Genomic DNA, 25,110 nt, shown 5'->3' with positions numbered 1-25,110 from the left:
TTTTCAATAATATAAGCGTCAGACCTTCCATAAAAAGGTATAGAGTCTGCGCACTGATATATTATACCCAAAAAAGGACGGCTTGTCAAGGGTGATCCTCAAAAAGCCGTCCATTTTCATTATTTTTTGTGATTTTTCCCATTATTGCATGGGATTTTGTCATAGATACTTAGCTATTATTTCAGCCATTCTTTCATGTCGGTTATAGTACCGCCGCCCGAAATATAAGAATAGAACGCCAATACGTTAGATGCGTCAATGGAATCAACTCTTCCGCTTCCGTCAACATCGGCTGCTGCCTTCTGTCTTTCGTCAAGTATAGAGCCATATCCCGTAGAAACGCGGGCATATTCTTTAAGTATCTTGCTGGCATCTACTGAGTCTACCTTGCCGTCTCCGTTTACATCGCCGAGTACTATCTCAGGCTCTGGCGGAGTTGTGGTGGTGGTAGTAGCTGTTGTAGTCGATGTCGTTGTTGTTGTTGTAGTAGTTGTAGTAGTGGTGGTTGTTGTAGTTGTAGTTGTGGTAGTCTCCTTCTCCTTGACCGTTACGTCGAACTCTACGGTCGCGTATACCCACTCGTTGGCATCTGCATTGAATACCTTATACTTTATCGTGATATTCTTTACGCCCGGAGTAAGACTGTCAAATCCGCTTACTTCATAGCGGTCGGGACTTGAAGCAACTCTGTCGCTTCTGTAGATACGCTGTGTTACGCCGCCCTGAGTATGATATACAGCTACATACAGACCTGAAAGGTCTAATTCTTCGCCGACCTCATACTCGGTCTGATGCGGCATTCTCACTATTTCGATCGAAGCCGTAAAATGAGGATCTGCCGTTGTGGTAGTTACAGGCTCTGTTGTTGTAGTCGTTGTAGTGGTCGTAGTTGTGGTTGTGGTAGTAGTTGTTGTGGTAGTCGTAGTCGTTGTTGTCGTCGTAGTTGTTGTGGTGGTAGTAGTTGTTGTTGCTTCTGTTGTAATAGGCGTTTTTACAATGCCGACAGTCATTCCGAACGAATCGGTCACGGTAATGCCGTTTTCGGTATAACTGAGGATAAATGTATATTCTCCTCTTTCCCATGCCCTGTAATCGGTCTTTTTGATTACTCTGTTGTCGTCCATCGGAACGACCTCTGACCTTTCTTTGCCGTCAGGACCTGTATGACCTATCCTTACTGTACCGCCTGCAAGGTCATATGGCTCGAACATTTCATAATCCACCTTATCAGGAAGTGACTCTATACGTATGGATGGCTTTACATTCTTAGGCGCAGTAGTCGTGGTGGTAGTTGTTGTCGTTGTAGTGGTTGTGGTGGTAGTTGTAGTCGTTACGGGAGCTTCCACATTTATCGGAAGCTCAACGAACGCCTCGGAATCATTGTAAATATAGATAAATCTTATATTACAAGTTCCTTCCTCAGTATTGGCAAAGGCTATATCGTCAAGACGGATACCGTTTCTTCTCGGATTTACCTTATCCATATCAACAGCATCAAGGAACGTGTCCTTATATGTACCGTCACTGTAGATCTCTCTGTAAGAGCGGATAAGCGTACCTCCTCTGAGGTCAAGCTCTTCGCCTGCCGTATAAGTGGTCTTATTCGGCATATGACCTATTTCAAGGCTTGCAGCTACCCTTTCAACATGGACAGTCGTAGTTGTGGCAGTTGTCGTTGTCTCTGTTGTGGTAGTAGTCGTTGTTGTCGTGGTGGTCGTAGTTGCAGGCTTTACGACTTCTACCGTGAAATCTGCATATACAACGCTTCCCTGAACGGAATATCCCACATTTATAGTGTATTTTCCTTCGCGGTTTTTATCATAAGCCGATGTATTGATATATACAGAGTCTCTCCAGAACGAAAGCTCGTCCATTTTCAGGCTTTCGAGGAAGATATCAGCGTGTGTACCGTCACTGTAGTACTCTGTATACCACCTTATAACAGAACCGCCGCTGAAGTCCAGATCCTCACCTATAGTATATGTAGTCTTATTCGGAAGGCTGTCTATGTCTATCTTCGGATCAACACTTACAACATACACAGATGTAGTAGTTTCGGTCGTGGTCGCAGTAGTCGTTGTTGTAGAAGTTGTCGTAGTTGTAGTAGTGGTTGTCGTAGTTGTGGTAGTTGTAGTCTTTGGCGGCTCAACTTCCACCTCAAACTCTGCAAAGGCTGTAGAGTTTGAGTAAGTATATCCGACACTTATTTTGTGTCTGCCTGCTTCATTGCTGTTGAAGCCCTCGGTATTTATGTATACACCGTCTCTCCAGTAAGCAGCATCTTTCATGTCGATAGGATCAAGGATATGATCTTCGTATTTGCCGTTGCTGTAGAATTCTCTGTACGAACGCAGAACTGTACCGCCGCTGAGGTCGAGAGCCTCGCCCATTGTATAGGTGGTCTTGTTAGGCATTTTTCCTATGCCAACACTTGCACTTACACTTACTACCTGCGCAGATGTTGTAGTAGTAGTGGTTGTCGTTGTTGTCGTAGTAGTGGTAGTTGTTGTTTTCTTTGTTGTAGTAGTCGTTGTTGTAGTGGTTGGCTTTGCAGTGGTCGTAGTAGCCACAGGCGGCTCACCGCTGAGCAGCTGGAACTGATATTTATAGCCGCTTGCATAAGACTGGGCATATGAACCGCTGTATCCTCTTATGACTCCGCTGTACGAACCTGTAGTGCCGTTACTGCTGTTGCATATAGTCTCGGAAGAGCTTACTATCTTACAATTTTTATTGTAAAAAGTAATACTTCTGAGTGAAGAACAATTCTTAAAGCAGTCTCTGCTGACAACAGAAACACTTACAGGCAGTTCAACAGAACCAAGTGAAGAACAGGAATTGAACGCGCTCATTCCCAATTCCTTTACTGTATTCGGAATATTTACCGATGAAAGGCTCGAACAGTTCATAAAAGCATATGAACCTATGCCGGTTATCCCGCTGGCTATATCAACGGAAGAGATACGGCTCCTGTAAGAGCTCCACGGTACTTTATCGGAAGACAGCCAGTCCGCGAGATTTCCCGTACCCGTGATAGAAAGTTTTCCGCCGTCAAGGCTCCAGTAAGCACTGTTTCCGCATTTGCCCGATTCCTGTACGGTATTGTCCTCAATAGAGATGATCTGAGGAACAGCAGCCTCAGATATTGTCTGAGGGCAGCAAAAAGCTGATGAAACGCTCATTATCACCGCAATAGCTGCGGCAGCAATTTTTTTCATGCATATTTCTCCATTCTCAAGCACCATCCGCCCCTCCGGAAAGTGTTATTTTGATTTCCCCTATGCACTCCCTATCTATGCTTTTGCTTTATTTCTCTAAAAATTCCGATAATGATCTTACGTTTCCGTTTTCAGAAGATGTATAAGCGTAGTATGCCAGTATCTTTGAAGCGTCAACTGAGTCTGCCATGCCGTTTTTGTCAACATCGGCAGCCTTGAATGCTGTTTCGCTGAGCTTTGAAGCCTTTCCTGATGAAACAGCAGCATATTCTGCAAGCACCTTGCTTGCGTCAACAGAGTCTATAAGCTTGTCTCCGTTTACATCGCCAAGCATATAGTCTTCACTATGAGGAACAGGTGTTGTAGTAGTTACCGGAACTGTAGTAGAAGTTGCAGAGGTTGTGGTTGGTTTAGCTGTTGTAGTTGTGGTTTTTGTAGTTGTTGTGGTTGTTGAAGTAGTAGTTGTTGTGGTTGTAGTAGTCGTTGTCGTTGTCGTTGTTGTTGAAGTGGTCGTAGTTGTGATCGGCTGATCTCCCAGCAGCTTGAAGCTGTATCCGAAGGAGCTTGCATAGGTCTGAGCCCACGATTTATCAACGCCCATGATAGTACCGCTGAAAACGCCTTTATTGTCAGAGATCGAATTGCATATAGTAAGCGAATCACCTACTATCTTGCAAAGCCTGTTGCGGACGATCACAGTGCTGAGTGAAGAACAGTTCTTGAACGCTTCTCTGCTTATGACTGTAACACTTGCAGGGATATCAACAGAGACAAGTGATCTGCACCCTGTGAATGTACTCATTCCTATCTCAGTCACGCTGTCGGGAATAGTTACAGAGCCGAGGCTTGAGCAGCCGAGAAAAGCATACGAACTGATAGTTGTTACGCCTTTTTCGATCTCAACAGTATTGATCTGCTGCGCAATATCGGCCCACGGTACTTTCGCACTTGAAGTCCAGTTTGCCATTGCTCCCGAGCCTGTAACAGAAAGCTTTCCGCCTTCAAAGTTCCAGTAGGCATTTGAACCGCATTTGCCCGATTCGCCTACGTTTTCGCCTGTAACCATATATTCCTGCGGAACGCCCGCAGCCAGTACAGGGAATGATGCCATAGACGTAAAGCATATTGCTGCCGATACGACAGCTGATACGACCTTCTTCATTTTTTATTCCTCCCATTTTAATATCATATTTCAGACCTGCACAGCACCCCAAGCATATGCAGGTCTTAAAAGCTTACCTTCTTCTCGGCACGAAGAGCATTATGAGCGGATATATCTCAAGTCTGCCAAGAAGCATATCAAAGCATAATACTACCTTTGAAAATGCATTGAGTCCGCCGAGATTTCCCGCAGGACCAAATCGTCCCACACCGAAGCCGATATTGTTCATACAGGTTATTACTGCCGAAGCCGACTCCTCAATGGTGAAGCCGTTGAGAGTTACCAGCAATACAGATATGCACATAAGCATGATAAACAATATCAGGTAATTGCTTACACCGCGGACAACGTCCTTCTCAACGGGCTTTCCGTCCATTTTTACAGAAGATACAGCTCGCGGATTTGTGATATATTTAAGTTCCTTGATACCTGTCTTTATAAGTATCATTATTCTCGATACCTTCATACCGCCGCCTGTAGAGCCTGCACACGAGCCCACGAACATGAGCATCAGCAGCAGCGTCTGCGAGAATACAGGCCACTTGGCAGTATCCGTAGTCGAAAAACCTGCCGAGGTTATGGTAGAAGCTACCATAAAGAATGTATGTCTGAGAGTATCGCCTACGCCGTCATAGAGCTTGTGGACGTTAAATGCAATAATAGCCGTAGCAGCTATGATAACGCCGAAATAAGTCCTTACCTCTTCATTCTTGTAAGCAAGCGAATACTTTCTTATTATAAGGTAGTAGTAAAGGTTGAAGTTGACACCGAAAAGGATAATGAAAGTTGCCACTACCATTTCGATGTAAACGCTGTCATAGTGACCGATGCTGTCACCCCATATGGAGAAGCCTCCCGTACCTGCCGACGAGCAGGCGTGGATAATAGCATCATAGAGCGGCATACCGCCGAAAAGCAGCAGTACAGCCTCAGAGACCGTAAGTGTTATGTATATGCCGTAGAGTATACGTGCGGAAAAGCGCGACTTTGATACAAGCCGTCCCACCTTCGGACCTGCACACTCAGCTCGCATCATATGCATGGTACGCGAGTCGTTGCTGGACATAATGGCGATAACGAACATAAGTACTCCCATACCGCCCAGCCAGTGAGTAAAGGCTCGCCAGAAGAGGCAGGATTTTGACATTGCCTCAACATCGTCAAGGATAGTCGCACCCGTTGTCGTAAATCCCGAAACTGTCTCAAATAAAGCACTGGGATAATCGTCTATCTCTCCCGAGATAATGAAAGGCAGAGCTCCGATGCATGACATCATTATCCATGAAGCCGCAACGCTCACAAAGCCTTCCATGGAATATACTGAATTGTTTTTCGGCTTCCTTACAGTGAAAATAATAGCTATTGCCATAATTATCAGAAAAGGAATGCCGAAGGAAGCCACAACATGGTCCTCCTCATAAATAAAACCTACTAATATGGGCAGAAGCATACAAAGTCCAACGACTTTCAGTATCTGTCCCATAATGTAAGATACCATTCTATAGTTCATATAAAGTCAGGCGAACTCCTTAGTCAAAGATATTACTGAGGTCGTGCATACCCTTTGTAGTAGTAACGACAACAACGCTGTCGTTTACCTGCAGGCAGTCATCGCCCTTTGGTATGATAAGTTCATTTCCTCTTGCGATGCTTGCAATAAGGATACCGCTGCGAAGCTTCAGCTTCTTCAGTGGAACATCTACATATTCCTTCTTGTCGCGGACTACGAACTCTATAGCTTCAAGTCTGTCATTGACCAGTCTGTACAGCGTAGTTACACTGTTTCCGAGAGAATTCTGCTTTGCACGCACATACTGGAGTATCTGATTGACTGTGATAGTCTTTGGCGAGATGATACTGTCAAGGTCGAGAGTATCGGAAAGCTGCATGAGAGACATTCTGTTTACCTTTGTTACGACCTTTTCAACGCCGTTGTTCTTGGCAAGGAGCGAAAGAAGTATATTCTCCTCATCAATTCCCGTAAGGGTAACAACTGCATCGGCATCGTAAACACGCTCTTCTTCAAGGATATCATGGTCTGTACCGTCGGCACAGGAGATATCCACCTTGTTGAGCCTGTCAGACAGTTCAAGACAGCGGTCACGGTCGATCTCTATGATCTTTACCTTGACGCCCATTTCTATAAGCTGCTGAGCAAGATGATAAGCAATTCTTCCGCCGCCTATGAGTACAGCCGATTTTACACGCTTTTCACGGTAAGCCGCACTTATGCTCTTGAAGAATTTTACCATGTTGCTGTGTGAAGCAGTCATGTGTATCTTATCACCTGCGCGGAGCACATAGTTGCCGTTAGGTATAGTGAGCTCCTCGCCGCGCTGTACTGCGCAGATAAGCACATCGAGCCTCATTCTTCTTGAAAGCTGACTGAGAGCTACACCGTCGAGGATACTTCCGCTTGTGATACGTATTTCTGCAAGATCGACTCTGCCCTTAGCGAAAGACTCTATATTTATAGCCTCGGGGTAACGCAGTACCTTGGCTATTTCGTTGGCTGCATTGTAATCGGGATTTACCATCATGCTGATACCCAGCTCTTCACGCATGAATACCAGCTGTTTGTCGAATTCGGGGCTGCGAACACGCGCGATACAATGACGCGCACCCATTTTTCTTGCAATAAGGCATGATAACACGTTTACTTCATCGGAAGTGGTAACAGCGATAAAGATATTAGCCTTGGAAACATTAGCTTCTTCAAGGATATTGGTCTGTAGACAGTTGCCGCATATTCCCATTACATCGAAATCGTTTATTGCAGTTTCTACCAGCGTCTCTTTCTTATCTATAATAGTGATGTTGTGTTCATCGCTGAGGACTTGCGCAAGAGCACTTCCTACCTTGCCGCATCCTACAATTATAATGTCCATATTTCCTCCATAAAAATATTATTACAAAACTATGGGTGAGCAGATATATTTACTCAATATAATTAATGTCTGCTCACCCACTAAAAATCGGATTTTGCAGCTTATAAAAGCCGATTTTTAGTGGTCAAAGTGCAAGAAAATCCATTGATGTTATAACATTTTCTTGCACTTTGTTTTGCCCTTCAGGCAAAATGAGCTTGACATAAAGAAATGTGTTGCGCAAATTTCCTATATTACAAAAAATTTGCGCTGCTCCGAACAGAGTTCGGAGTACTAACCGCCCGACGGCGGTTAGTGAGTACACATTAATTATAATCCCACTGTACACGTTTGTCAACACAAAATTAGAGCTAAGACCTCAGAACTTAGAACTAAGAGCCGAGAGTTGCGGAGCCGTTAAAATACGGTTATTTACTTTCCAAGTATTTCGGGCATATCAAGTATACGGTAATAGGCTTTCTTATCCATGCCTGATCTGTTGAAATTCCAGTATTCAGCCGCAGTCCTGTAAGCTAAAGCGGCTTCTGCCATATATTCCTTTGACATCTCAAACATGATCTTTACAATGCCGTCACATTCGCATATACCGCCAAACAGCATTTTAATGTAGCTGTCGATATCCACCTCATAAAACGTAAGCTCTTCATAGTCCTTTTTGAGCTGTTTGTATGGACAGCTTACCCTTTTACCGCTTATAGTACCATACATTATACCTACATCATACTCTATCTCATTCCGTATATCTCGGCTCTGCCCTACATTAAGAGCTTTTAGCTCATTTTCGTTTCTGCCTGCAAGCAGCCAGAGCTGACCGTTCTGAAGTCTGTCATTCTCTCTGACGTCAATGAACTTATACTTTTCCAGCTGTGATCTTACACTGTTCAGATGCTGTCTTTTTCTTATAGTACATATCTCTGTCAGTATTTTCTTTTCATTTATAAGCATATCCAGATGCATTGATGCCGATACTTCATCTGCACATTGGAGTTTTCCCATTTTTTTGCTTCACCTGCCTATATGAATGATCATGCTGCCTGCATCTGGGTTGACGTGCGAGTGGCACTCGCCACTACTTAGTTCTTAGCTCTTAGTTCTAAGCTCTAAGGACTAACGGCTAAAATCATAATTCGGCAAAGCTGAATTATGATTTATACTGCTCTTCCAGCCATTTTATCATATTGTCGAAGCCTTCCTGTGTACGTTCAAACTCCGCCTCATGCTCTATCTCAGCCTTCATGGAGCAGAGCCTGCCGTGCCATGTCATACATTTAAGCACATCGCCGTTCAGTATCTTATATGCGAAATCGCCCTTGCTTCCCGAGAAGTCGTTGCCGCTCTCGAAGTAATAGAACTTAGGTATCTCAAATATCTCCGAAACGCTCATTCTTTCATGCTCCTCTCAAAATACTCTATCGCTTCGTCAAGACTGTCATATACTGCCGACAGAAGCGGCTTTATCTCATCATCGGGCTGGGTCATATCGGGTATCATTATGGCGTGACAGCCTGCTGCATGGGCAGCTGTTATACCGTTGGGCGAATCCTCAAACGCAGCGCACTCCTGCGGCGGAAGTCCCAGCTCTTCAGCTGCCGTAAGGTATATATCGGGAGCAGGCTTGCCGTTGGTTATCATGTCTCCGCACACCATAGCCGAAAAATAGTCATAAGCACCTATAGTACGCAGATATTCGTTAGTCCTGTTACTTGGTGTAGCCGTTGCCACAGCCATTTTTATACCGTGGTCACGGAGATAGTCCAGAAGAGTGAACAGTCCCTTTTTCACTTCGAGACCGTTTTCCTTTATGTACTCGTTCATAAGCACTGTTCTGTGCGCACGTATCTCCTCTGTGGGACAGTCCTCCCCCAGAAAGCTCTTTATCTTGGGTATGGAAAATTTCCTTGCCATACTGCGGATAGCGTAAACGTGCTCGGGCTTCATATCATAGCCGTAGTCCTTAGCCGCCAGTATCCAGAATTTGAGATAGAGCTTTTCGGTGTCTATCATAAGACCGTCCATATCAAAAATCGCGCCTTTTAACATTATTTGCTCCTTGTTTGTATTTTTGCTCAGTCGCAGTCAGCGTCCAGATGTATATTTGTAAAATCGCGGTCAATAAAGTCCTGCTTCTTCATTATCCAGAACAGCGACCACACGCAGCCCACACTGTATCTGAGCTGCAAAAGCTGTATCTCGTCTTTCTCGATATAAGGTATATTACAGCCCCACGGAACTCCAAGGAGCTTATTGCCATGATCTGAAAGCTCAAAGTCATTTCGTTCGTCTATCTCCGAAAATCCCTTTATACTCAGCAGTTCCTCACGAGAATACTCCGTCATATCAGCAAAGGATACCATCGCCTCGGGACATATATCGTCAAATCTGCCATTGTCCTCATCGTCTGCGTCCTCATAATAAGACAGGGGCGGCTCTGTACGTCTAAGCGCGGACATATCGCCGTCCCACCATATCATTTTGCTCACCTGAGCAAGCTCAGGCTGGTCAGCACGTACAAATACGTATTTATTTTCGGGATCGAATATAGTATCGTCCATTTCGCCGCTCCAGAAAAGATACAGCATACCCGTTTTCGGGAATATCCCCTCTGTGTCCGCACCGCTCTCCGCAAGCTCATAAAGGTTTATCTGCACTGCAAGGTGCATAGCCGTTTTGGGATAGACCTTTGCTTCTTCGGGCTTCTGTCCCTTTCTGCGGAAGGTAAAGCCTGTCATGGTCGGGTACTCCATATCGGGAGGAAGGTCCGAAAATCCGCCTATCTTGCTTGCTCCCACGGGTATCCCGCCCTCGGGAGTTTCCTTATCGCACAAGAATATGGCGTTGCGTCTGAATTTCTTCATTTGCTCGCCTATCTCGGGAGCAGCCTCGCATATTGCCATTTCGGTGCGCAGGGGAGTGTCCAAATCGGCTTCATCGCAGAGCCTGTTGTAAGCTTCCATGAGCCTTTCCTGTATCTCATCGAACTTATCCGGCACTTTCTCAGGCTCGGGCACAGGCTCAGAGACTTTTTCCTGTACAGGCTCGGGCTTTTCTGCATGAGTTTCCTGCTGTACGGGAGCTACAGGAGAGGGCTTAGTCTCATACTCTCCCCTTTCTTTTCTCTCCTCTGCGTCCTTTTTCAGTTCCTGAAATACCGAACCTATCAGGTACTGCCTTTTTACTTCCTTTAAGTCATCGGGGTGCTCGTCATAGATCTTCGCGTACTCTTCTTTGAAGCCGATGAGGACCGCTCTGTCGGCTGCAAGTATCCTTTCGCAGATATTTACGGCATCAGTTTTTCTCATATTGTTTATCTGGTACATGATATGATATACCGTCACAAAGTAAACATCTGCCATTTCGGCATCATCGGTTCCTTTGGCAAACACCCAGAAAAGCTCATTATACGGCAGAAGCACGGACTTCTTTCCGTTGCGGACTATGGCATATTTCCTGCCGAAGCTACAGCCGTCTAAAAGAAGTCCCGAATCAGCGTCAGCCTTGACCTCATTGTAATCAAGTCCTCTGACTCTTGCCTCTTTTTCAAGCAGTTTTTCGGTACTGTCCGTCAAAGCATCAAATATCTTATCAAAAAACATATTATTCTCTCTCAAGTGTGACATTTTTTGAGTTGTACGTTAATGACGGGAGCCCGAGGCGGGCTCCCCTACAGTACGCTCATGTAATTTGCAGCGTAAGGCGTACACGAGCGAGTGGAACTCGCCCCTACAATTGTTTCATGTTACCTATTACGTAAGGCTCGGACTGCCAAAGGCAGCCCCTACAGCGTGCTCATGTTATTTTCATCGTAAGGCATACATGGGCGAGCGGAACTCGCCCCTACGATTATGCATTATGAATTATGAATTAAACCAGTAAGGGCGGAACGAGTCCGCCCTCACGCAATATTTTTACCAATTTATCATCCAGTTGTACATTCCCTCGTACTGACGGGCGGAGCTGTTCCATGAGAAGTCCTGCTCCATAGCTCGTTTTACCATTTCGTCCCACTGCTTGCGGTGCTCGAAGTAGACTTTCTTGGAATAATTGATAGTTGACAGCATCTCGTCTCCGTTATAGTTGGCAAATGAGAAGCCGTTTCCTGTACCCTCAAACTCGTTGTAGGGCTGTACTGTGTCTTTCAGACCGCCTGTTTCACGGACTATAGGCAAAGTGCCGTATCTCAGCGCGATGAGCTGAGTAAGTCCGCAGGGCTCGAAAAGCGAAGGCATAAGGATAGTATCAGCAGCCGCATAGAGCTTGTGAGCCAGATTATCATCATAGAGGATATTAGCCGAAACCCTCTCGGGGTACTTCCACTGATAATGCCTGAACATATTCTCATATCTCGGGTCGCCTGTACCGATAATGACGAACTGTGTATTCTCATCGCAGATACGCTCCATAGCGTAATTTACGAGGTCAAGTCCCTTCTGGTCGGTAAGACGGGAGATAATACCTATCATATACTTGTTCTTATCAACGGGAAGTCCCAGCTGAGCCTGCAATTTCTCCTTATTCTCGGCTTTCTTGGTCTTGAAGTTCTTGGAAGTGAACTTCACAGGTATCTTTTCATCGTTTTCAGGATCGAATACCTTATAGTCGATACCGTTGAGGATACCTCTCAGTGAAGCTGAACGCGCACGGAGGAGTCCGTCAAGCTGTTCGCCGTAGAAAGGATACTTTATCTCCTGAGCGTAGGTCTCGGAAACTGTGGTTATATAATCAGCATAAACCAGACCGCCCTTGAGCATATTAGCGTCCTTGTGGAACTCCAGCTTATCCGATGTAAACATATAATCAGGCAAAGCTGTATTATACTTGAATGTATCTATATCCCATACGCCCTGGAATTTCAGGTTATGGATAGTCATAATGCTCTTTGTTGAGCTGAAAAACGGATTTGTAGCAAAGGCAGAATGAAGGAACACAGGTATCAGAGAAGCCTGCCAGTCGTGACAATGGATAATATCAGGACGGAAGCCTATAACAGGCATGATAGCCAGTACAGCCTTACAGAAGAAAGTGAACCTCTCTATATCCCATTTCAGATCGGGAGAATATGGCGTATCGCACTTGAAGTAATACTCGTTATCAACGAAATAGAACTTGATACCGTTATATTCATACTCCATTATACCGACATGAACGCCCTCGCTTCTCATACCGTAGTCCATATAGAAGTGGTGAACATATTTGAATTCATTCCTGTACTTTTCGGGTATACAGGTGTAATAAGGCATAATAACTCTTACATCGAACTGATTTTTGTCGATATACTGCGGAAGTGCTCCAACAACGTCAGCAAGACCGCCTGTCTTTATAAATGGAACGCACTCAGAAGCGGCGAATAGAATATTGTTCATAGCATATCTCCTTTTTCGTTATTTGTTACAGCAAACACCTGTAACCTTAATAAATATTATATACTAATTCCTGCCATTAGTCAACACAAAAATATGAACATTGCACAGCGAGCAGAAACTCCGTGATAATCAACAATAGTATTCACCTAAATTTGTATGGAAATTCAAAAAATATTTGTTAGCGTTCGGTATTTAATGATAAGTACGCAGTACAGAGAGATCATTGCATACTTATCACTATGCACTAACAACTGATAACTAAAAACTTTTTTGATATTCAATGATTTTCCGTTGAAAAAACGCGTTTTTCAGCCCCCTTATGAAAGCAGAAAAAATCGGCACAGTAAAAACCGTGCCGATATAAATGCTTATGGCATTTTAACTGTTAATGTGGAAACCTGTCCGAGGAGATATTTCTGGATAAGCAATGCGTCATCGTTGGTAACTCCGTTAGGCGCATTATTCTCACCTCTGCTGACATCGGCATTTTTAAGTCCGAAGTCAGTGATATGATTTTCATCTGTGCCGTTGATACCATACTTGTTAGGATTTGCAAGGCTCTGCATTATGAGAACAACATCAGACATATCAACTGTGCCGTCATCATTAGCGTCGCCGTATACAACAGGCTTGTCTTCAAGTGCATAAAACAGAATACCGTATTTCTTTGCATAAGCATCTGCTGTTGAGCCTCTGTGACCTATAATAGTATGAACACTGCCAAAAGTTTTTTCACTGTCATATATATCGCAATCAGGATTCAGAATAGTAAGCTCCCTAATAGCCGAATTATAGAACAAACCATTTTTTATCTTTTCGACATTATCAGACAAAACGATCTTTTCAAAATTACTGTTGCTAAATGCTGCCAATTCCATATCATCTGAGGAAACAGACAGTTCCAATGACGGGATCGAAGCCCAATTAAACGCCTCAACACCTATACGTTCAAGGTTTTTAGATATTTTAAAATTCTCGGAAATACTGCATGAAGAAAATGCAGCTGTTCCTATCTCCTTGACTGTATCAGGCATTACAACAGATGAAACTTTACATAAAAGGAATGCATCAACTGCTATCTTGGTAACAGGTTTTCCGTCTACCTTGTCTGCAATAACGATATCGCCTTCTGCTTTTTCATCACACTTCAGTACCTCTGCGTGATCCTCAAATACTCTGTAAGTTAATGCTCCGTCTTTTACAATTGTACTTTTCAGTTCAGCAGGTGTTTCATAAGATCCGCCCTCACGTACAGAAAAATATCCGGGGTTATCAGCTTCGTCTACGTGTGCATACTCTATGGAAATTTTCTTTTCGTCATATTTTGTTCCGTTTCCGCCTGTAAGTGCATTACAGTCTTCAAACATATGACTATCATCTATAACGCCATCTGTGACCCACTTTGATCCTACATAAACAGTTTTTAATTCACTGCATCCTCCAAACATATCTTTCATAATGCTTACATTTACCGTATTAAAGTTTGAAAGATCAAGTGACTGCAAGTGGTAACACATATAAAACATTCCATACATCGTCTCAGCCTTAGAAGTATCAAAGCTTGAAAGGTCAATTGAAAGAAGACTGTCACAGCTCTCAAAAACGCCGTTCATTAATACAACGTTTGATGTATCAAAATTAGACAGATCAATAGATGTCATGTTTGAGCAGCTTCGGAACATATGCGTCATATATTTTACTTTGCTTGCATCAGCTTTGCTGAGGTCTATCTTTGTGGCATTTTTAAAGCCTGAAAAAAGTTCTGAACAGTATTCCGGAAGAACTGTTCCCTCTTCGGCTATTACAGTTTTAGCTTTTCCTTTGTATTCCTGCACATCTGAATAGTAAATGTCTCCTCTGAGAGTAAGAGTACCTGTCTCTTCATCGAAAGATACCGCCTCACTGATCTGCTCCTCAGCCGAAGCTGTAAAGCTGACGGGAGAATAGTTATTTACTGCCTGTGTTACCCCACACGTAACAGTAAATGCCATAACTAATGCTGTTAATTTTTTGATTTTCATGTTTGACCTCCAATATAAAATTTTTATAATAATATCACACTTTATATCATTTGTCAATAGGAAAAGGACGACGTAAAGTCGTCCTTTAATTAAGTATCTCTTTAGATTACATCAACCATTTATCTGTTCAAGCAACAACTTTTCCAGCAATTCTTTAGCCATTGCTTTTGTTTTATCAGGTGCTAACTCTATCTTATTTGTTTTTAATTTCTCTGTATCCATATCACATACCTTAAACAGCCAATATAAATGATACTTTTTACTATTATTAAACTTTTCTATACGCGATGGAAAAGTCTTAACCTTTTTCCAATTCATATGTTCAAAAGTCATAAATTCATGATATGCATATGATACAAACCATGTTGCACCTATTTGTGAAAGTTCTTCTCCCCCTAAAAAGTTAAATGCATGACTCATAAAAAATTCCCCCTATGGTCATATCATCATGTAAAGTATTTAACGCCGCTCTCGAATATCTTCTGGTCTTTTTCACCCTCAACGTTCTTGCAGATGTAGCTGCCCTTACGCTCGGAGTGTCCCATTTTACCGAATACACGACCGTCAGGTGAAGTGATACCCTCGATAGCTTCGATAGAAGTATTAGGATTATAGCGGATATCCATTGTCGGATTGCCGTCAAGGTCAACGTACTGTGTAGCTATCTGACCGTTCTTTGCAAGCTGCTGTATAAGACTTGCAGGTGCTACGAAGCGTCCCTCACCGTGTGAGATAGCTACTGTATGTATATCACCTACCTCGCAGCCATAGAGCCACGGGCTCTTGTTGGAAGCGATACGTGTATTTACCATCATTGACTGGTGGCGGTTGATAGTATTGAATGTAAGTGTAGGAGCATCGTCAGCCATGTCGATTATCTCGCCGTATGGAACAAGTCCAAGCTTGATAAGTGCCTGAAAGCCGTTGCAGATACCCAGCATAAGTCCGTCACGGTTCTTTAAGAGGTCGTGAACAGCGTCCTTGATCTTAGGATTGCGGAAGAATGCAGTAATGAACTTACCGCTTCCCTCAGGCTCGTCACCGCCGCTGAATCCGCCGGGGATCATGATTATCTCGGAGCGTCTTACAGCGTTCTCAAAGTATCTTACACTCTCCTCGATATCGCCTGCGGACAGGTTGCGGATAACTACTACCTCAGGCTTTGCACCTGCCTTCTCGAAGGCTCTTGCAGTATCGTATTCGCAGTTAGTTCCCGGGAATACAGGGATAAGAACTCTCGGCTTTGCTATCTTTGTAGAAGCTGAAAGCTGTATACGATTAGGTGAAGAATATGTCTGAGGAGTTGTATCTGTAGTCTTTATGCGGCATGGGAATACGGGTTCGAGCTTAGCTTCCCATATTCTCTGGAGATTGTCAAGGCTGAGAGTATAATCGCGGCATATGATCTTGTAATCGGAAATAGTCTTACCGATAACGTTCTCATCGCTGTTTGCGCTGCCCTTGAGCTCGATGATGAATGCGCCGTAGCAAGGCTTGAACAGCTCATTGCTGCTGAGATATGAAGTGAACTCGAAACCTATCTTGTTACCGAAGCACATCTTTGCGATACCCTCGGCAAATCCGCCGTAGCCGTTTGTCCATATAGCGTTTGCACGGTCATCGGCGATTATCTTCTCTACCTTGTCGAAGCAAGCCTTTATGCTGTCAAACTTAGGAAGTCCGTTCTCATCATACTCGGGAACGATAGAGATAACTGTATTTCCTGCGCTCTTGAATTCAGTTGAAACTATCTTGTCTGCCATTGCAGTTGATACTGCGAATGAAACAAGTGTAGGAGGTACGTCGATATTCTCAAATGTACCTGACATTGAGTCCTTACCGCCGATAGAACCGCATGAGAGCTCGAGCTGTGCCTTGAATGCACCGAGAAGAGCTGCCATAGGCTTGCCCCAGCGGAGAGGATCGTTCTGTGTTCTCTCGAAGTATTCCTGGAATGTGAGCCAGCACTTCTTATATGTACCGCCTGCTGCAACTACCTTTGCGATAGACTCGATAACAGCAAGCATTGCACCGTGATAAGGCGATTTTTCGGATATATCAGGGTTATAGCCCCAGCCCATGAGTGAGCAGGTATTTGTCTCGCCCTTGAGTACCGGTATCTTTGCAGCCATAGCCTGTGAAGGTGTCATCTGATATACACCGCCGAATGGCATAAGGACTGTGCCTGCACCGATAGTGGAGTCAAACTTTTCGATAAGTCCCTTCTGTGAGCATACATTGAGGTTTGACATGAGCTGTGTCCATGACTCAGCCTTGTCTGCGATCTCTTCCTCAGCGCGTGGGAGAGGAGCTTCAACCTCGATGTCTGTGAACTTGGGAGCACCGTTTGAGTTGAGGAACTCACGGGACAGATCAACGATAGTGTTGCCGTTCCATACCATTTTAAGGCGAGGCTCTTCAACAACGTCTGCTACGAGTGTAGCTTCGAGGTTCTCCTTTGCAGCCTCTTCAAGGAATTTATCAAGGTCCTCGGGAGCGATGACTACTGCCATTCTCTCCTGTGACTCGGAAATAGCTATCTCAGTACCGTCAAGGCCGTCGTACTTCTTAGGTACTGCGTTAAGGTTGATGATAAGTCCGTCTGTGAGCTCACCGATAGCAACTGAAACGCCGCCTGCACCGAAGTCGTTGCAGCGTTTTATCATCTTTGTTACCTCAGGATTGCGGAACAGTCTCTGGAGCTTTCTCTCCTCAGGCGGATTACCCTTCTGTACCTCTGCACCGCAGTGTTCGAGAGACTCCAGTGTATGAGACTTTGATGAGCCTGTTGCACCGCCGCAGCCGTCACGGCCTGTCTTGCCGCCGAGAAGGATAACGATATCTCCCGGTACAGGTCTTTCTCTGCGGATATTCTCAGCAGGAGCAGCACCGAGAACTGCGCCTATCTCCATACGCTTTGCAACATAGCCGGGGTGGTATACCTCAGCAACATGGCCTGTTGCAAGACCTATCTGGTTGCCGTATGAGCTGTAGCCGTTTGCAGCACCGAGAGTTATCTTTCTCTGTGGGAGCTTGCCTGCGATAGTATCTTCAACAGGAACGAGCGGATTTGCCGCACCTGTTACACGCATTGCCTGATATACATATGAACGTCCCGAAAGCGGATCACGGATAGCACCGCCGAGGCAGGTAGCTGCACCACCGAAAGGCTCTATCTCTGTAGGGTGGTTGTGAGTCTCGTTCTTGAACATGAGTATCCAGTCCTCGAGCTCGCCGTCGATGTCTACCTTTATCTTTACAGAGCAGGCATTGATCTCTTCGCTCTCGTCAAGGTCGGGGAGCTTTCCGTCAGCCTTAAGCTTCTTGGCAGCGATAGTGCCGAGATCCATAAGAGTAATGGGCTTGTCCGTTCTGCCCAGCTCTTCACGTACATTGATATACATATCATATGTATCTTTTATATAAGGAGTATTTATCTTTACGTTCTCAATATTTGTGAGGAATGTGGTATGACGGCAGTGGTCAGACCAGTAAGTATCTATCATACGAATCTCTGTGATAGTAGGATTGCGCTTTTCCTCGTTGCGGAAATAGTCCTGACAGAACTTGATATCGTCATAGTCCATAGCAAGACCGAATTTGTCAACGAATGCATGGAGTCCCAGTGCATTGAGGTTGATGAAGCCTTCCAGCTCCTCAACTGTTGTAGGGATATCGTAATTTGTATCGAGAGTCTTTACTGTTTCCAGTGAAGCCTCACGGCTCTCGACAGGGTTGATGATATAAGCCTTGAGCTTAGCGAAATCATCATCGCTTATGATACCTGAGATGATATATACACGGGCATTTCTTACGCGGCAGCGTTCACCCTGACGGAGTATCTGTATACACTGCTCGCAGCTGTCGGCTCTCTGGTCGAACTGTCCGGGGAGGTACTCTACAGCGAATATCCTGTCAGACTCTGATATCTGCGGAAGCTCGTCATATACAACGTCAACGGCAGGCTCTGAGAATACAGTGCTTATAGCTGCCTTGAAATCCTCCTCACTGAGTTTATCTGCGTCGTATCTGTTAAGGATACGTACTCCTGAAATGTTTAGTCTGAGTGCAGTTTTTATATCACTGAGCACAGACTGAGCTTCTACTGCAAATTCAGGCTTCTTTTCAACGTAAATTCTGAATACGGACATAATTCAGTCTCCCTTCAATTTTAATTAGGAATTCGGAATTCGGAATTCGGAATTAATCTTTTTTAATTCATCGCCGTAAGGCGATACATCAATTCCTAATTCCTAATTCCGCATTCCGAATTTTATTTAAAGTTCATCAATGGGACTGCCAATGCAGCAGTCGTGACCATACTCTTCTATTATAACACTAATTATCTGATTACGCAAACTTTTTTCGGGATTTTTTCGAGAAATCTTTATTTGTGTATAATCAGGTGCATATCCGCGGTGAAATTCTGTAGAATTTTCACGCTCGAACAGCACAGGCACTGTTTTGCCTACCAGTGAGCTGAGATATTTTTCCCTGGTTTCATCTGCTGCGGCAGTCATTTCCTGCCACCTTACAGTCTTGACGCTCTCGGCTACCTGTCCACTCATTTTGTCGGCTCTTGTTCCCTTTCTCCGCGAATATCTGAACACATGGACTTTCGCAAAGCCTACCTTACGTATGAACTCTACCGACTCAGCATGGTCCTCGTCTGTTTCCTGCGGAAATCCCACCATTACGTCCGTAGTGAAGGAGCAGTCGGGGAAGATACTGCGGATACGCTCAGTAAGAGCAAGGTACTCCGCAGCGGTATATTTGCGGTTCATGGCTTTAAGTGTCCGCTCACAGCCGCTTTGCAGGGACAAATGGAACTGTGGACAGAACTGAGGCAGGGCTTTCAGCCGCATGAGCAGTTCCTCGGACATCATCTCGGGCTCTAATGAGCCCAGCCTTATGCGCTCTATGCCGTCCTGAGCCGCGCATATCTCCGCAGCATCAGCAAGGTCAAGTCCCCATTCTCTGCCGTAAAATGCAAGATTTATTCCCGAAAGGACTATCTCCTTCTTGCCGCTCTCCGCTATGGCTCTTACCTCATCACGCAGTACTTCGGGGGCTTTCGAGCGGCAGCGTCCCCTTGCGTAGGGTATCATGCAGTATGAGCAGAACTGGTTGCAGCCGTCCTGTATCTTCACGAATGCACGGGTATTATTGTCGAAACGGGTGCATTTCAGCGGCTCGAACACATCGTCAGTGCCGTAATCCTCTATCTCGACCATGTGCGACCGCGTTTCAAGGCAGTTCTTCACCATGCCCACTATATGGCTGCGGAACTTTGTTCCTGCGATTATATCCGCCTCGGAAAGCTTTTCGGCTTCCTCCCTGTTTGCCTGCGGATAGCAGCCCGTAAGAGCTATGACCGCATGAGGAAGTTCGGCACGAGCCTTTCTCAGAGCCGTAAGGGCACGGCTGTCCCCCGAGGAAGTGACCGTACAGGAATTTATGACAACTGCATCTGCGTCCGCCGATTCTTCCGCGATCTCGAAGTCTGCCTCACGAAAAAGCGACTTCATACATTCAGTTTCATAGTGATTGACCTTACAGCCAAAGGTTATAAAATATACTTTATACATAATTCACCCATAGTTTATAAAATATGCACATTCTGCTGTGTGTATAGTTTGCACAATTATTACTTTGTGTTTTTATGCACTGTTAATAGTTATCTGCTATCCATAAAAATTGCTATTCCTGTGTCAATCTATTGCACTATTATGACGAAAATTCAGAAAATGGCTTGACACCGCGCTTTAATAGTGCTATTATATAGTTGCGGAAGGGAAAAGCCGCAGAAAAAGAAATAAACAAGAAAAAAAACAACCCAGACATCTGAAAACAGGAGGTATAGTATGACTAAAACAACTGTTAATCTTCAGGCAATCAACGACGTAAAGGAATTCGTCAACATCGTTATGAAGTATGATTTCGATATTGACCTCGTTTCCGGTAGATACGCTATAGACGCTAAGTCTATCATGGGTATCTTCAGCCTCGACCTCTCAAAGCCAATCCAGCTTAATGCGCACACAGATGATGCTGATAAGTTCCTTAAAGAGATCGACAAGTTCATTGTTAAGTAAGATAAAAAGTTAATAACAAAGCAAAAGGGATATGTTCCGTAAGGAATGTATCCCCTTTTTCTTTATGTATCAGGCATATGATCTGGTTTCCTGTACTATATCGCCGTTTCCTGCGTCAATATATACCTCGCAGACATTTTCATTTGTCACAGGAACGCACCACGCAAGCACAGGTCCGCTGAGTATTTTCAGCTCAGCCTTAGCGCCTTTATCCACCTTGTATTTTGCTTCGGCGCACTTTATAGCTTCTGCTTCGCTTACCTTCGGCTTTGTATTGAAGTTCCAGAGATCCATATAATTGCTGATGAGTATCTCGGGCTTATTGCCGCTGATATGATCTACAGTAAGCTCAACCGAGCCTGCTTTCATGTTGTCGCAGTACTGGTCGAATACATAATCCACTTTGGTATCGTATTCTATTGTGCCGCGGAACTGAAGCTCTGAATATACGTCGTTAAAGCCCATTACCTCGGAATATGAAGCTATAACGTCAAGAGCCTCGTCCTTGTCGTTTACAGGATCGGGACTCAGAATGCCCTGTATCAGGTATATAATGTCATCGTCCTCTTCGTCATGCTTTACATATATCTGTGTTTCGCCGTCACGCGGAGTCACATCGTCAAGTGTGCGCTGTTCCACCGACCATGATGTAGGTCTTTCCTTTTCATCAGCTCTTTTGCTCTTTGAACTTTTTCCCGAGCATCCGCACATAGCTGCCGCTGTCAGTACTGAAATTACTGCTGCTGCCGCTTTTTTCATTTAAAGCCGCTCCCTTCGCTTATTGTCTGTTATAGTAATCTATCCCGCCGTTCGGACGGAAATATGTTCTTATATATCCGTCTGTGGAAAGGATAACAAATTCGTTTGTATCTTCAATATAATAAACGCCGTCACCGTCCTCAGCTTCGGTCTTATGAAGAGCTTCCGAGTTATTGATAACATCGCTGGCTCCCTTTTCGTATTCCTTTGCGGTCTCATAGCCGAAATCGTCATCGAACTCCGCACCGTGCTTCTCGAAATGCTGGTTCAGAAGCTTGGCATTGCGGAAATGATACTCAACATATGTACCGTCATCGCTCTGAAATACAGACTCGGTAGTTGAAGTAACATTTTCAGTTTCCGCAGAGGTAGTCTTTTTATTTGACTTGTTGTTCTTTTTATTTTTAGCAGTGACAGTTTCGGTGGTCTCTGCCTCTGTTGTGACAGTCTTTTTGTCTTTCTGCTTTTTTGTTGAAGCAGTCGTAGTAGCAGGAGCTGTTGTGGTCGTTTTAACGTTTTTGTTTTCTGTTGTTACTACAGTTATAACAGGTCCGTCGATATATTTTGGCTCGTTATTGTTTCCGCAGCTGCCGAAAATTGAAGCCGACACAAATGCGGTCGATAATACGGCAAATACCTTTAGTTTATTCATATCATTCCTCCTGACTTCAGTTCAGAATAATCCTACATTACAATTATACAGCAATACGTCAAAAATAGCAAGAAAAATCTTAATATCAGAAAAGCTTCCGTTCAAGGAAGCTTCTTTTTTTCATTATGCTCTGACTGCGCGTATATCGTAAGTCAGCTCAAGGTCCTGATCCTCACATTCGCTGTAAAAGCTGCTGACGATACGGTTTGCAACAAGGTGTCCGCCCTCATCATCAGCACCTATTAGCAGTACGAGCATCTTATTGTCGCCGCAGACTGTTGCCATATCTCCGCGTCTGAGGCAGAGCTTTACCGCATGGGACAGTGTGCTTATCTCATTCCTGCAAGACATTGCATCACAGTTTTTGCTGTCCTCGATAGTGAGTACAAGTACCTGTGCGTTCTTTTTAGTGCGCTCAAGTATCCTGCGAACGAACTTGTATATATTCTCAAAATCATCTGTGCATACGTAAAATGCTCCACATTCTGCGTCCTTCATTTTCATAAGGCTGTCGAGGTTTATTATTCTCTCCGAGCAGCAGTTAGATGCCATTTTTACAAGCGATACGACCCTGCGCTGTATAAGCTGAGGGCAGGCAGGAAGAAGTATTATATCATCAAAGCCGAGCGTGAAAAGTATCTCCTGATCTTCGCAGCTCCTCTCAGATGTCACCGCAGCCGCAGGTATCCTGCAAAGCTTTTCCGATGCACGGATATTCTCCATTAACGTGCCTATCGCTCCGCCGCAGTATTCCTCAGAAACAAGCAGCACATCACAGCCTGAAAGCTCACTGATATCAGCAGCAACTATAAAATCCATTGTTTCGCCTATGGAAAATTCCCAGAATCCGAATTTGTTCGGACTGTCTATGATACCTGCTTTCATAATATTCCTCCGTTAATAATTCGTTCATACCGTATTATAACATATTTCATATTAAGTATCAACTATCGTTTAACACAAATTTTCATTGTTTTTTTATGCTATAAATGACAAAAACAGCGTTTCACAAGTTTGTTACACATACAGAAGCTTGATGGTCATCTATTGAGGAGGACCCTTTTGAAAAAGGGTCTCTCCTCAAACTCCTCCCCTAAAACTTCCTGTTTTATTTTTTCTCAGATAGGGCACACCCAAAATAAAAAAGCCCTGCAACAATGCAGGGAGTGCCCTATCTGAGAAAAAATCAGATAAAAAGTCTTTGGAAAAGGGTTTGGGGAAAAGCCTTTCTTCAGAAAGGTTTTCCCCAATAAACAACTATAAACTTTTATATATGTATCATACTTGTGCAACGCTGTTTTTATCAGTTAGCAGCGTTTTCTGCGGCTGCGGCAGCTGCTGCGGCTTTCTTTGCTTTTCTTCTTATACCGAGGTATGTCTTTCTGAATACAAATCCGATGAACAGCTCGGCTACTCCTATTGCAATGATAATCAAAGTGAACGGCAGGAGCAGATTTTCTGCAAGGTAATATCCTACCTTATGTGTGAATGTGAAGCCCATTGCCGAACCGATAAGTATCGCAAGTCCGCCGAGAGTGAAAAGTGCTCCCGTAAATGTGAATATAAAGCCGAAGAATCCTGTAACGTGCTTTGCGCGCTTGTCAACTATAGCTGCTATCCAGATGAGGAAAAGCAGGAAGAATGCAACGATTATGCCTATCGTTATATATGAGAATACGAAGCTGAGCCTGTCTACAGGGAAGCCGACTTTTCTGTTCCACTTTCTTATGCTGAGTGAATCAGTGAAATTGTCCTTATCAAGGTTCTTGGCTATGAGCTCATAATCATCGTCATCAAAGTCGTAGTTGAACTCCTTGACTGCTGCGCCCTTATTAGCCTTTATGAAATCGTTTACAAAGTCCTCGGAAGTAAGTGAAGGATCACTTCCCTCGCCGTCTATGATGAAATCGAGGTAATTGTCAGCAACTCTGCCCATATACTCACGGAAATCAGTGTTGAGCATATATCTCTTGAAGCCTGCTTCATCGGCATTGCCTCTTGTTGCTGTTCTGAATCCCATAGAGTCATAGAAGGTCTTTGAAAGCTCCTTGCCGTCATACTGAGCAGAAAGAACTGTCTCGCTGTCAAGCTTTGCGGCTCTCTTTCTTATGACATTTCCGTTGGCTCCGAGCTTTACTGCAAGTAGGAAGCTGCAAAGCATGAGGAAAAGTATAGTAAATATTGATACCACAGATGCTCCGAGGATACGACCGCCGCCGACTTTTTTGCGAGCCTTTGGCTTGTCCTCCTGTACAGGCATTGGTGCAGGCACAGGTTCTGCAGGCTGTTCCTGGGGCTGCGGCTGATACTGAGGTGTATCGTTCACAGGCGGCTGTACACTGTCATTGATACTGTACTTAGGCTCATTTGTATACCGGTCTTTATTTGCATTTTCCGAGCCGTACTCAGGCTGTACGGGTATCTTCATGGTATCGCTGTTGTCGTTGAAGCTCTCGGGAGCACTTATCTCAGGTGCGGGAGCTTCCTGCTTCGGGAACTCAGCAGGCTTCTCAAAGCTTGTCTCGGCAGGCGGTATCGGTGACGGCTCAGGTATATCTATCTTCTCGGTAGTGCTGAGTATCTCCGTTGGCTCATCATTAAGAAGCTGTACCTGCTCCTGTGTGAGACTGAGCGTCTCCTCATTGTCAGCTATTACTTTTTCAAGGTGTGGTAAAATGGAAGTTTTTTCATTGTCCGTATCCGTATCAACAGATGATACCTCGTTTATGTCTTCGTTTTTTTCTTCTGCAAGCGAAGCTCCGCACTCTGTACAGAACAGAGCGTCCTCGGGAAGCTCACTTCCGCATTTTTTGCATATCATAATATCCCTCCTGTAAATAGGTCAAATGGTCAAAAGTAATACTGTTATCATTATAAGTCATACCATTAAATATGTCAAGTAAAAAAACTGTTACATAAGATTACATAACGGCGATTTTGGCAAAAATTCGGATA

18 protein-coding genes are annotated in these 25,110 nt (G+C 44.3%); 1 reads left to right on the top strand and 17 read right to left on the bottom strand.

What is annotated here, in order from left to right; all coding sequences use genetic code 11:
- Window positions 1–176: 176 nt before the first annotated feature.
- The 13 genes from BLW60_RS17025 to mtaB form a co-directional block, all read right to left on the bottom strand.
- Window positions 177–3,218, bottom strand: coding sequence for a leucine-rich repeat protein (locus BLW60_RS17025; protein ID WP_207645934.1), 3,042 nt, complete (start codon window positions 3,216–3,218; stop codon window positions 177–179).
- An 88-nt stretch (window positions 3,219–3,306) separates the two neighbouring features.
- Entirely contained in the window at window positions 3,307–4,380 is a 1,074-nt protein-coding gene (locus BLW60_RS10495) for a leucine-rich repeat protein (protein ID WP_074717126.1), read from the bottom strand.
- Between the two features lie 73 nt (window positions 4,381–4,453).
- Window positions 4,454–5,890 carry a TrkH family potassium uptake protein gene (locus BLW60_RS10490; protein WP_074717125.1) on the bottom strand — a complete coding sequence of 479 codons (1,437 nt, stop codon included), beginning with the start codon at window positions 5,888–5,890 and terminating at the stop codon, window positions 4,454–4,456.
- Between the two features lie 19 nt (window positions 5,891–5,909).
- On the bottom strand, window positions 5,910–7,268 hold the full coding sequence (gene trkA / locus BLW60_RS10485) for a Trk system potassium transporter TrkA (RefSeq protein WP_074717123.1): 1,359 nt from the start codon (window positions 7,266–7,268) through the stop codon (window positions 5,910–5,912).
- 411 nt (window positions 7,269–7,679) lie between these two features.
- A complete protein-coding gene (locus tag BLW60_RS10480; protein ID WP_074717121.1) occupies window positions 7,680–8,264 on the bottom strand; it encodes a hypothetical protein in 585 nt (194 codons plus the stop codon).
- Between the two features lie 145 nt (window positions 8,265–8,409).
- A complete protein-coding gene (locus BLW60_RS10475; protein ID WP_074717119.1) occupies window positions 8,410–8,652 on the bottom strand; it encodes a hypothetical protein in 243 nt (80 codons plus the stop codon).
- Window positions 8,649–9,308: an HAD family hydrolase gene (locus tag BLW60_RS10470; RefSeq protein WP_081348212.1), complete on the bottom strand. Its 660-nt coding sequence runs from the start codon at window positions 9,306–9,308 to the stop codon at window positions 8,649–8,651. Before BLW60_RS10470 ends, BLW60_RS10475 begins: the two co-directional genes overlap by 4 nt.
- Before the next feature lie 26 nt (window positions 9,309–9,334).
- The gene (locus BLW60_RS10465) at window positions 9,335–10,861 is read right to left on the bottom strand and encodes a DUF1963 domain-containing protein (RefSeq protein WP_074717115.1); all 1,527 of its coding nucleotides are present in this window, start codon (window positions 10,859–10,861) and stop codon (window positions 9,335–9,337) included.
- A gap of 312 nt (window positions 10,862–11,173) precedes the next feature.
- Complete coding sequence (gene glgA, locus BLW60_RS10460) at window positions 11,174–12,628, bottom strand: glycogen synthase GlgA (RefSeq protein ID WP_074717113.1); 1,455 nt, start codon at window positions 12,626–12,628, stop codon at window positions 11,174–11,176.
- 368 nt (window positions 12,629–12,996) lie between these two features.
- Window positions 12,997–14,649 carry a leucine-rich repeat protein gene (locus BLW60_RS10455; RefSeq protein ID WP_074717111.1) on the bottom strand — a complete coding sequence of 551 codons (1,653 nt, stop codon included), beginning with the start codon at window positions 14,647–14,649 and terminating at the stop codon, window positions 12,997–12,999.
- 111 nt (window positions 14,650–14,760) lie between these two features.
- On the bottom strand, window positions 14,761–15,069 hold the full coding sequence (locus tag BLW60_RS10450) for a hypothetical protein (RefSeq protein ID WP_028516755.1): 309 nt from the start codon (window positions 15,067–15,069) through the stop codon (window positions 14,761–14,763).
- Between the two features lie 26 nt (window positions 15,070–15,095).
- Complete coding sequence (locus tag BLW60_RS10445; RefSeq protein ID WP_074717109.1) at window positions 15,096–18,800, bottom strand: phosphoribosylformylglycinamidine synthase; 3,705 nt, start codon at window positions 18,798–18,800, stop codon at window positions 15,096–15,098.
- A gap of 126 nt (window positions 18,801–18,926) precedes the next feature.
- The gene (gene mtaB, locus BLW60_RS10440) at window positions 18,927–20,237 is read right to left on the bottom strand and encodes a tRNA (N(6)-L-threonylcarbamoyladenosine(37)-C(2))-methylthiotransferase MtaB (protein ID WP_074717107.1); all 1,311 of its coding nucleotides are present in this window, start codon (window positions 20,235–20,237) and stop codon (window positions 18,927–18,929) included.
- Between the two features lie 276 nt (window positions 20,238–20,513).
- Between mtaB and BLW60_RS10435 the strand changes: the two genes are divergently transcribed.
- The gene (locus BLW60_RS10435) at window positions 20,514–20,744 is read left to right on the top strand and encodes an HPr family phosphocarrier protein (protein ID WP_019680953.1); all 231 of its coding nucleotides are present in this window, start codon (window positions 20,514–20,516) and stop codon (window positions 20,742–20,744) included.
- 69 nt (window positions 20,745–20,813) lie between these two features.
- Here BLW60_RS10435 and BLW60_RS10430 read toward each other — a convergent pair whose 3' ends face one another.
- From BLW60_RS10430 to BLW60_RS10415, 4 genes are all read right to left on the bottom strand, one after another.
- A complete protein-coding gene (locus BLW60_RS10430; protein ID WP_074717105.1) occupies window positions 20,814–21,503 on the bottom strand; it encodes a PepSY domain-containing protein in 690 nt (229 codons plus the stop codon).
- 19 nt (window positions 21,504–21,522) lie between these two features.
- The gene (locus tag BLW60_RS10425) at window positions 21,523–22,155 is read right to left on the bottom strand and encodes a hypothetical protein (RefSeq protein ID WP_074717103.1); all 633 of its coding nucleotides are present in this window, start codon (window positions 22,153–22,155) and stop codon (window positions 21,523–21,525) included.
- Between the two features lie 123 nt (window positions 22,156–22,278).
- Complete coding sequence (locus BLW60_RS10420) at window positions 22,279–23,040, bottom strand: hypothetical protein (protein WP_074717101.1); 762 nt, start codon at window positions 23,038–23,040, stop codon at window positions 22,279–22,281.
- Window positions 23,041–23,458: 418 nt separating this feature from the next.
- Window positions 23,459–24,976, bottom strand: coding sequence for a zinc ribbon domain-containing protein (locus BLW60_RS10415; RefSeq protein ID WP_074717099.1), 1,518 nt, complete (start codon window positions 24,974–24,976; stop codon window positions 23,459–23,461).
- Between the last annotated feature and the right edge of the window lie 134 nt (window positions 24,977–25,110).

The sequence above is a fragment of the Ruminococcus flavefaciens genome, assembly GCF_900108555.1.
GTDB lineage: Bacteria > Bacillota > Clostridia > Oscillospirales > Ruminococcaceae > Ruminococcus > Ruminococcus flavefaciens_P.
Note: the sequence above shows the minus strand (reverse complement) of the source record. Positions and strands in the feature narration are given on the sequence as shown.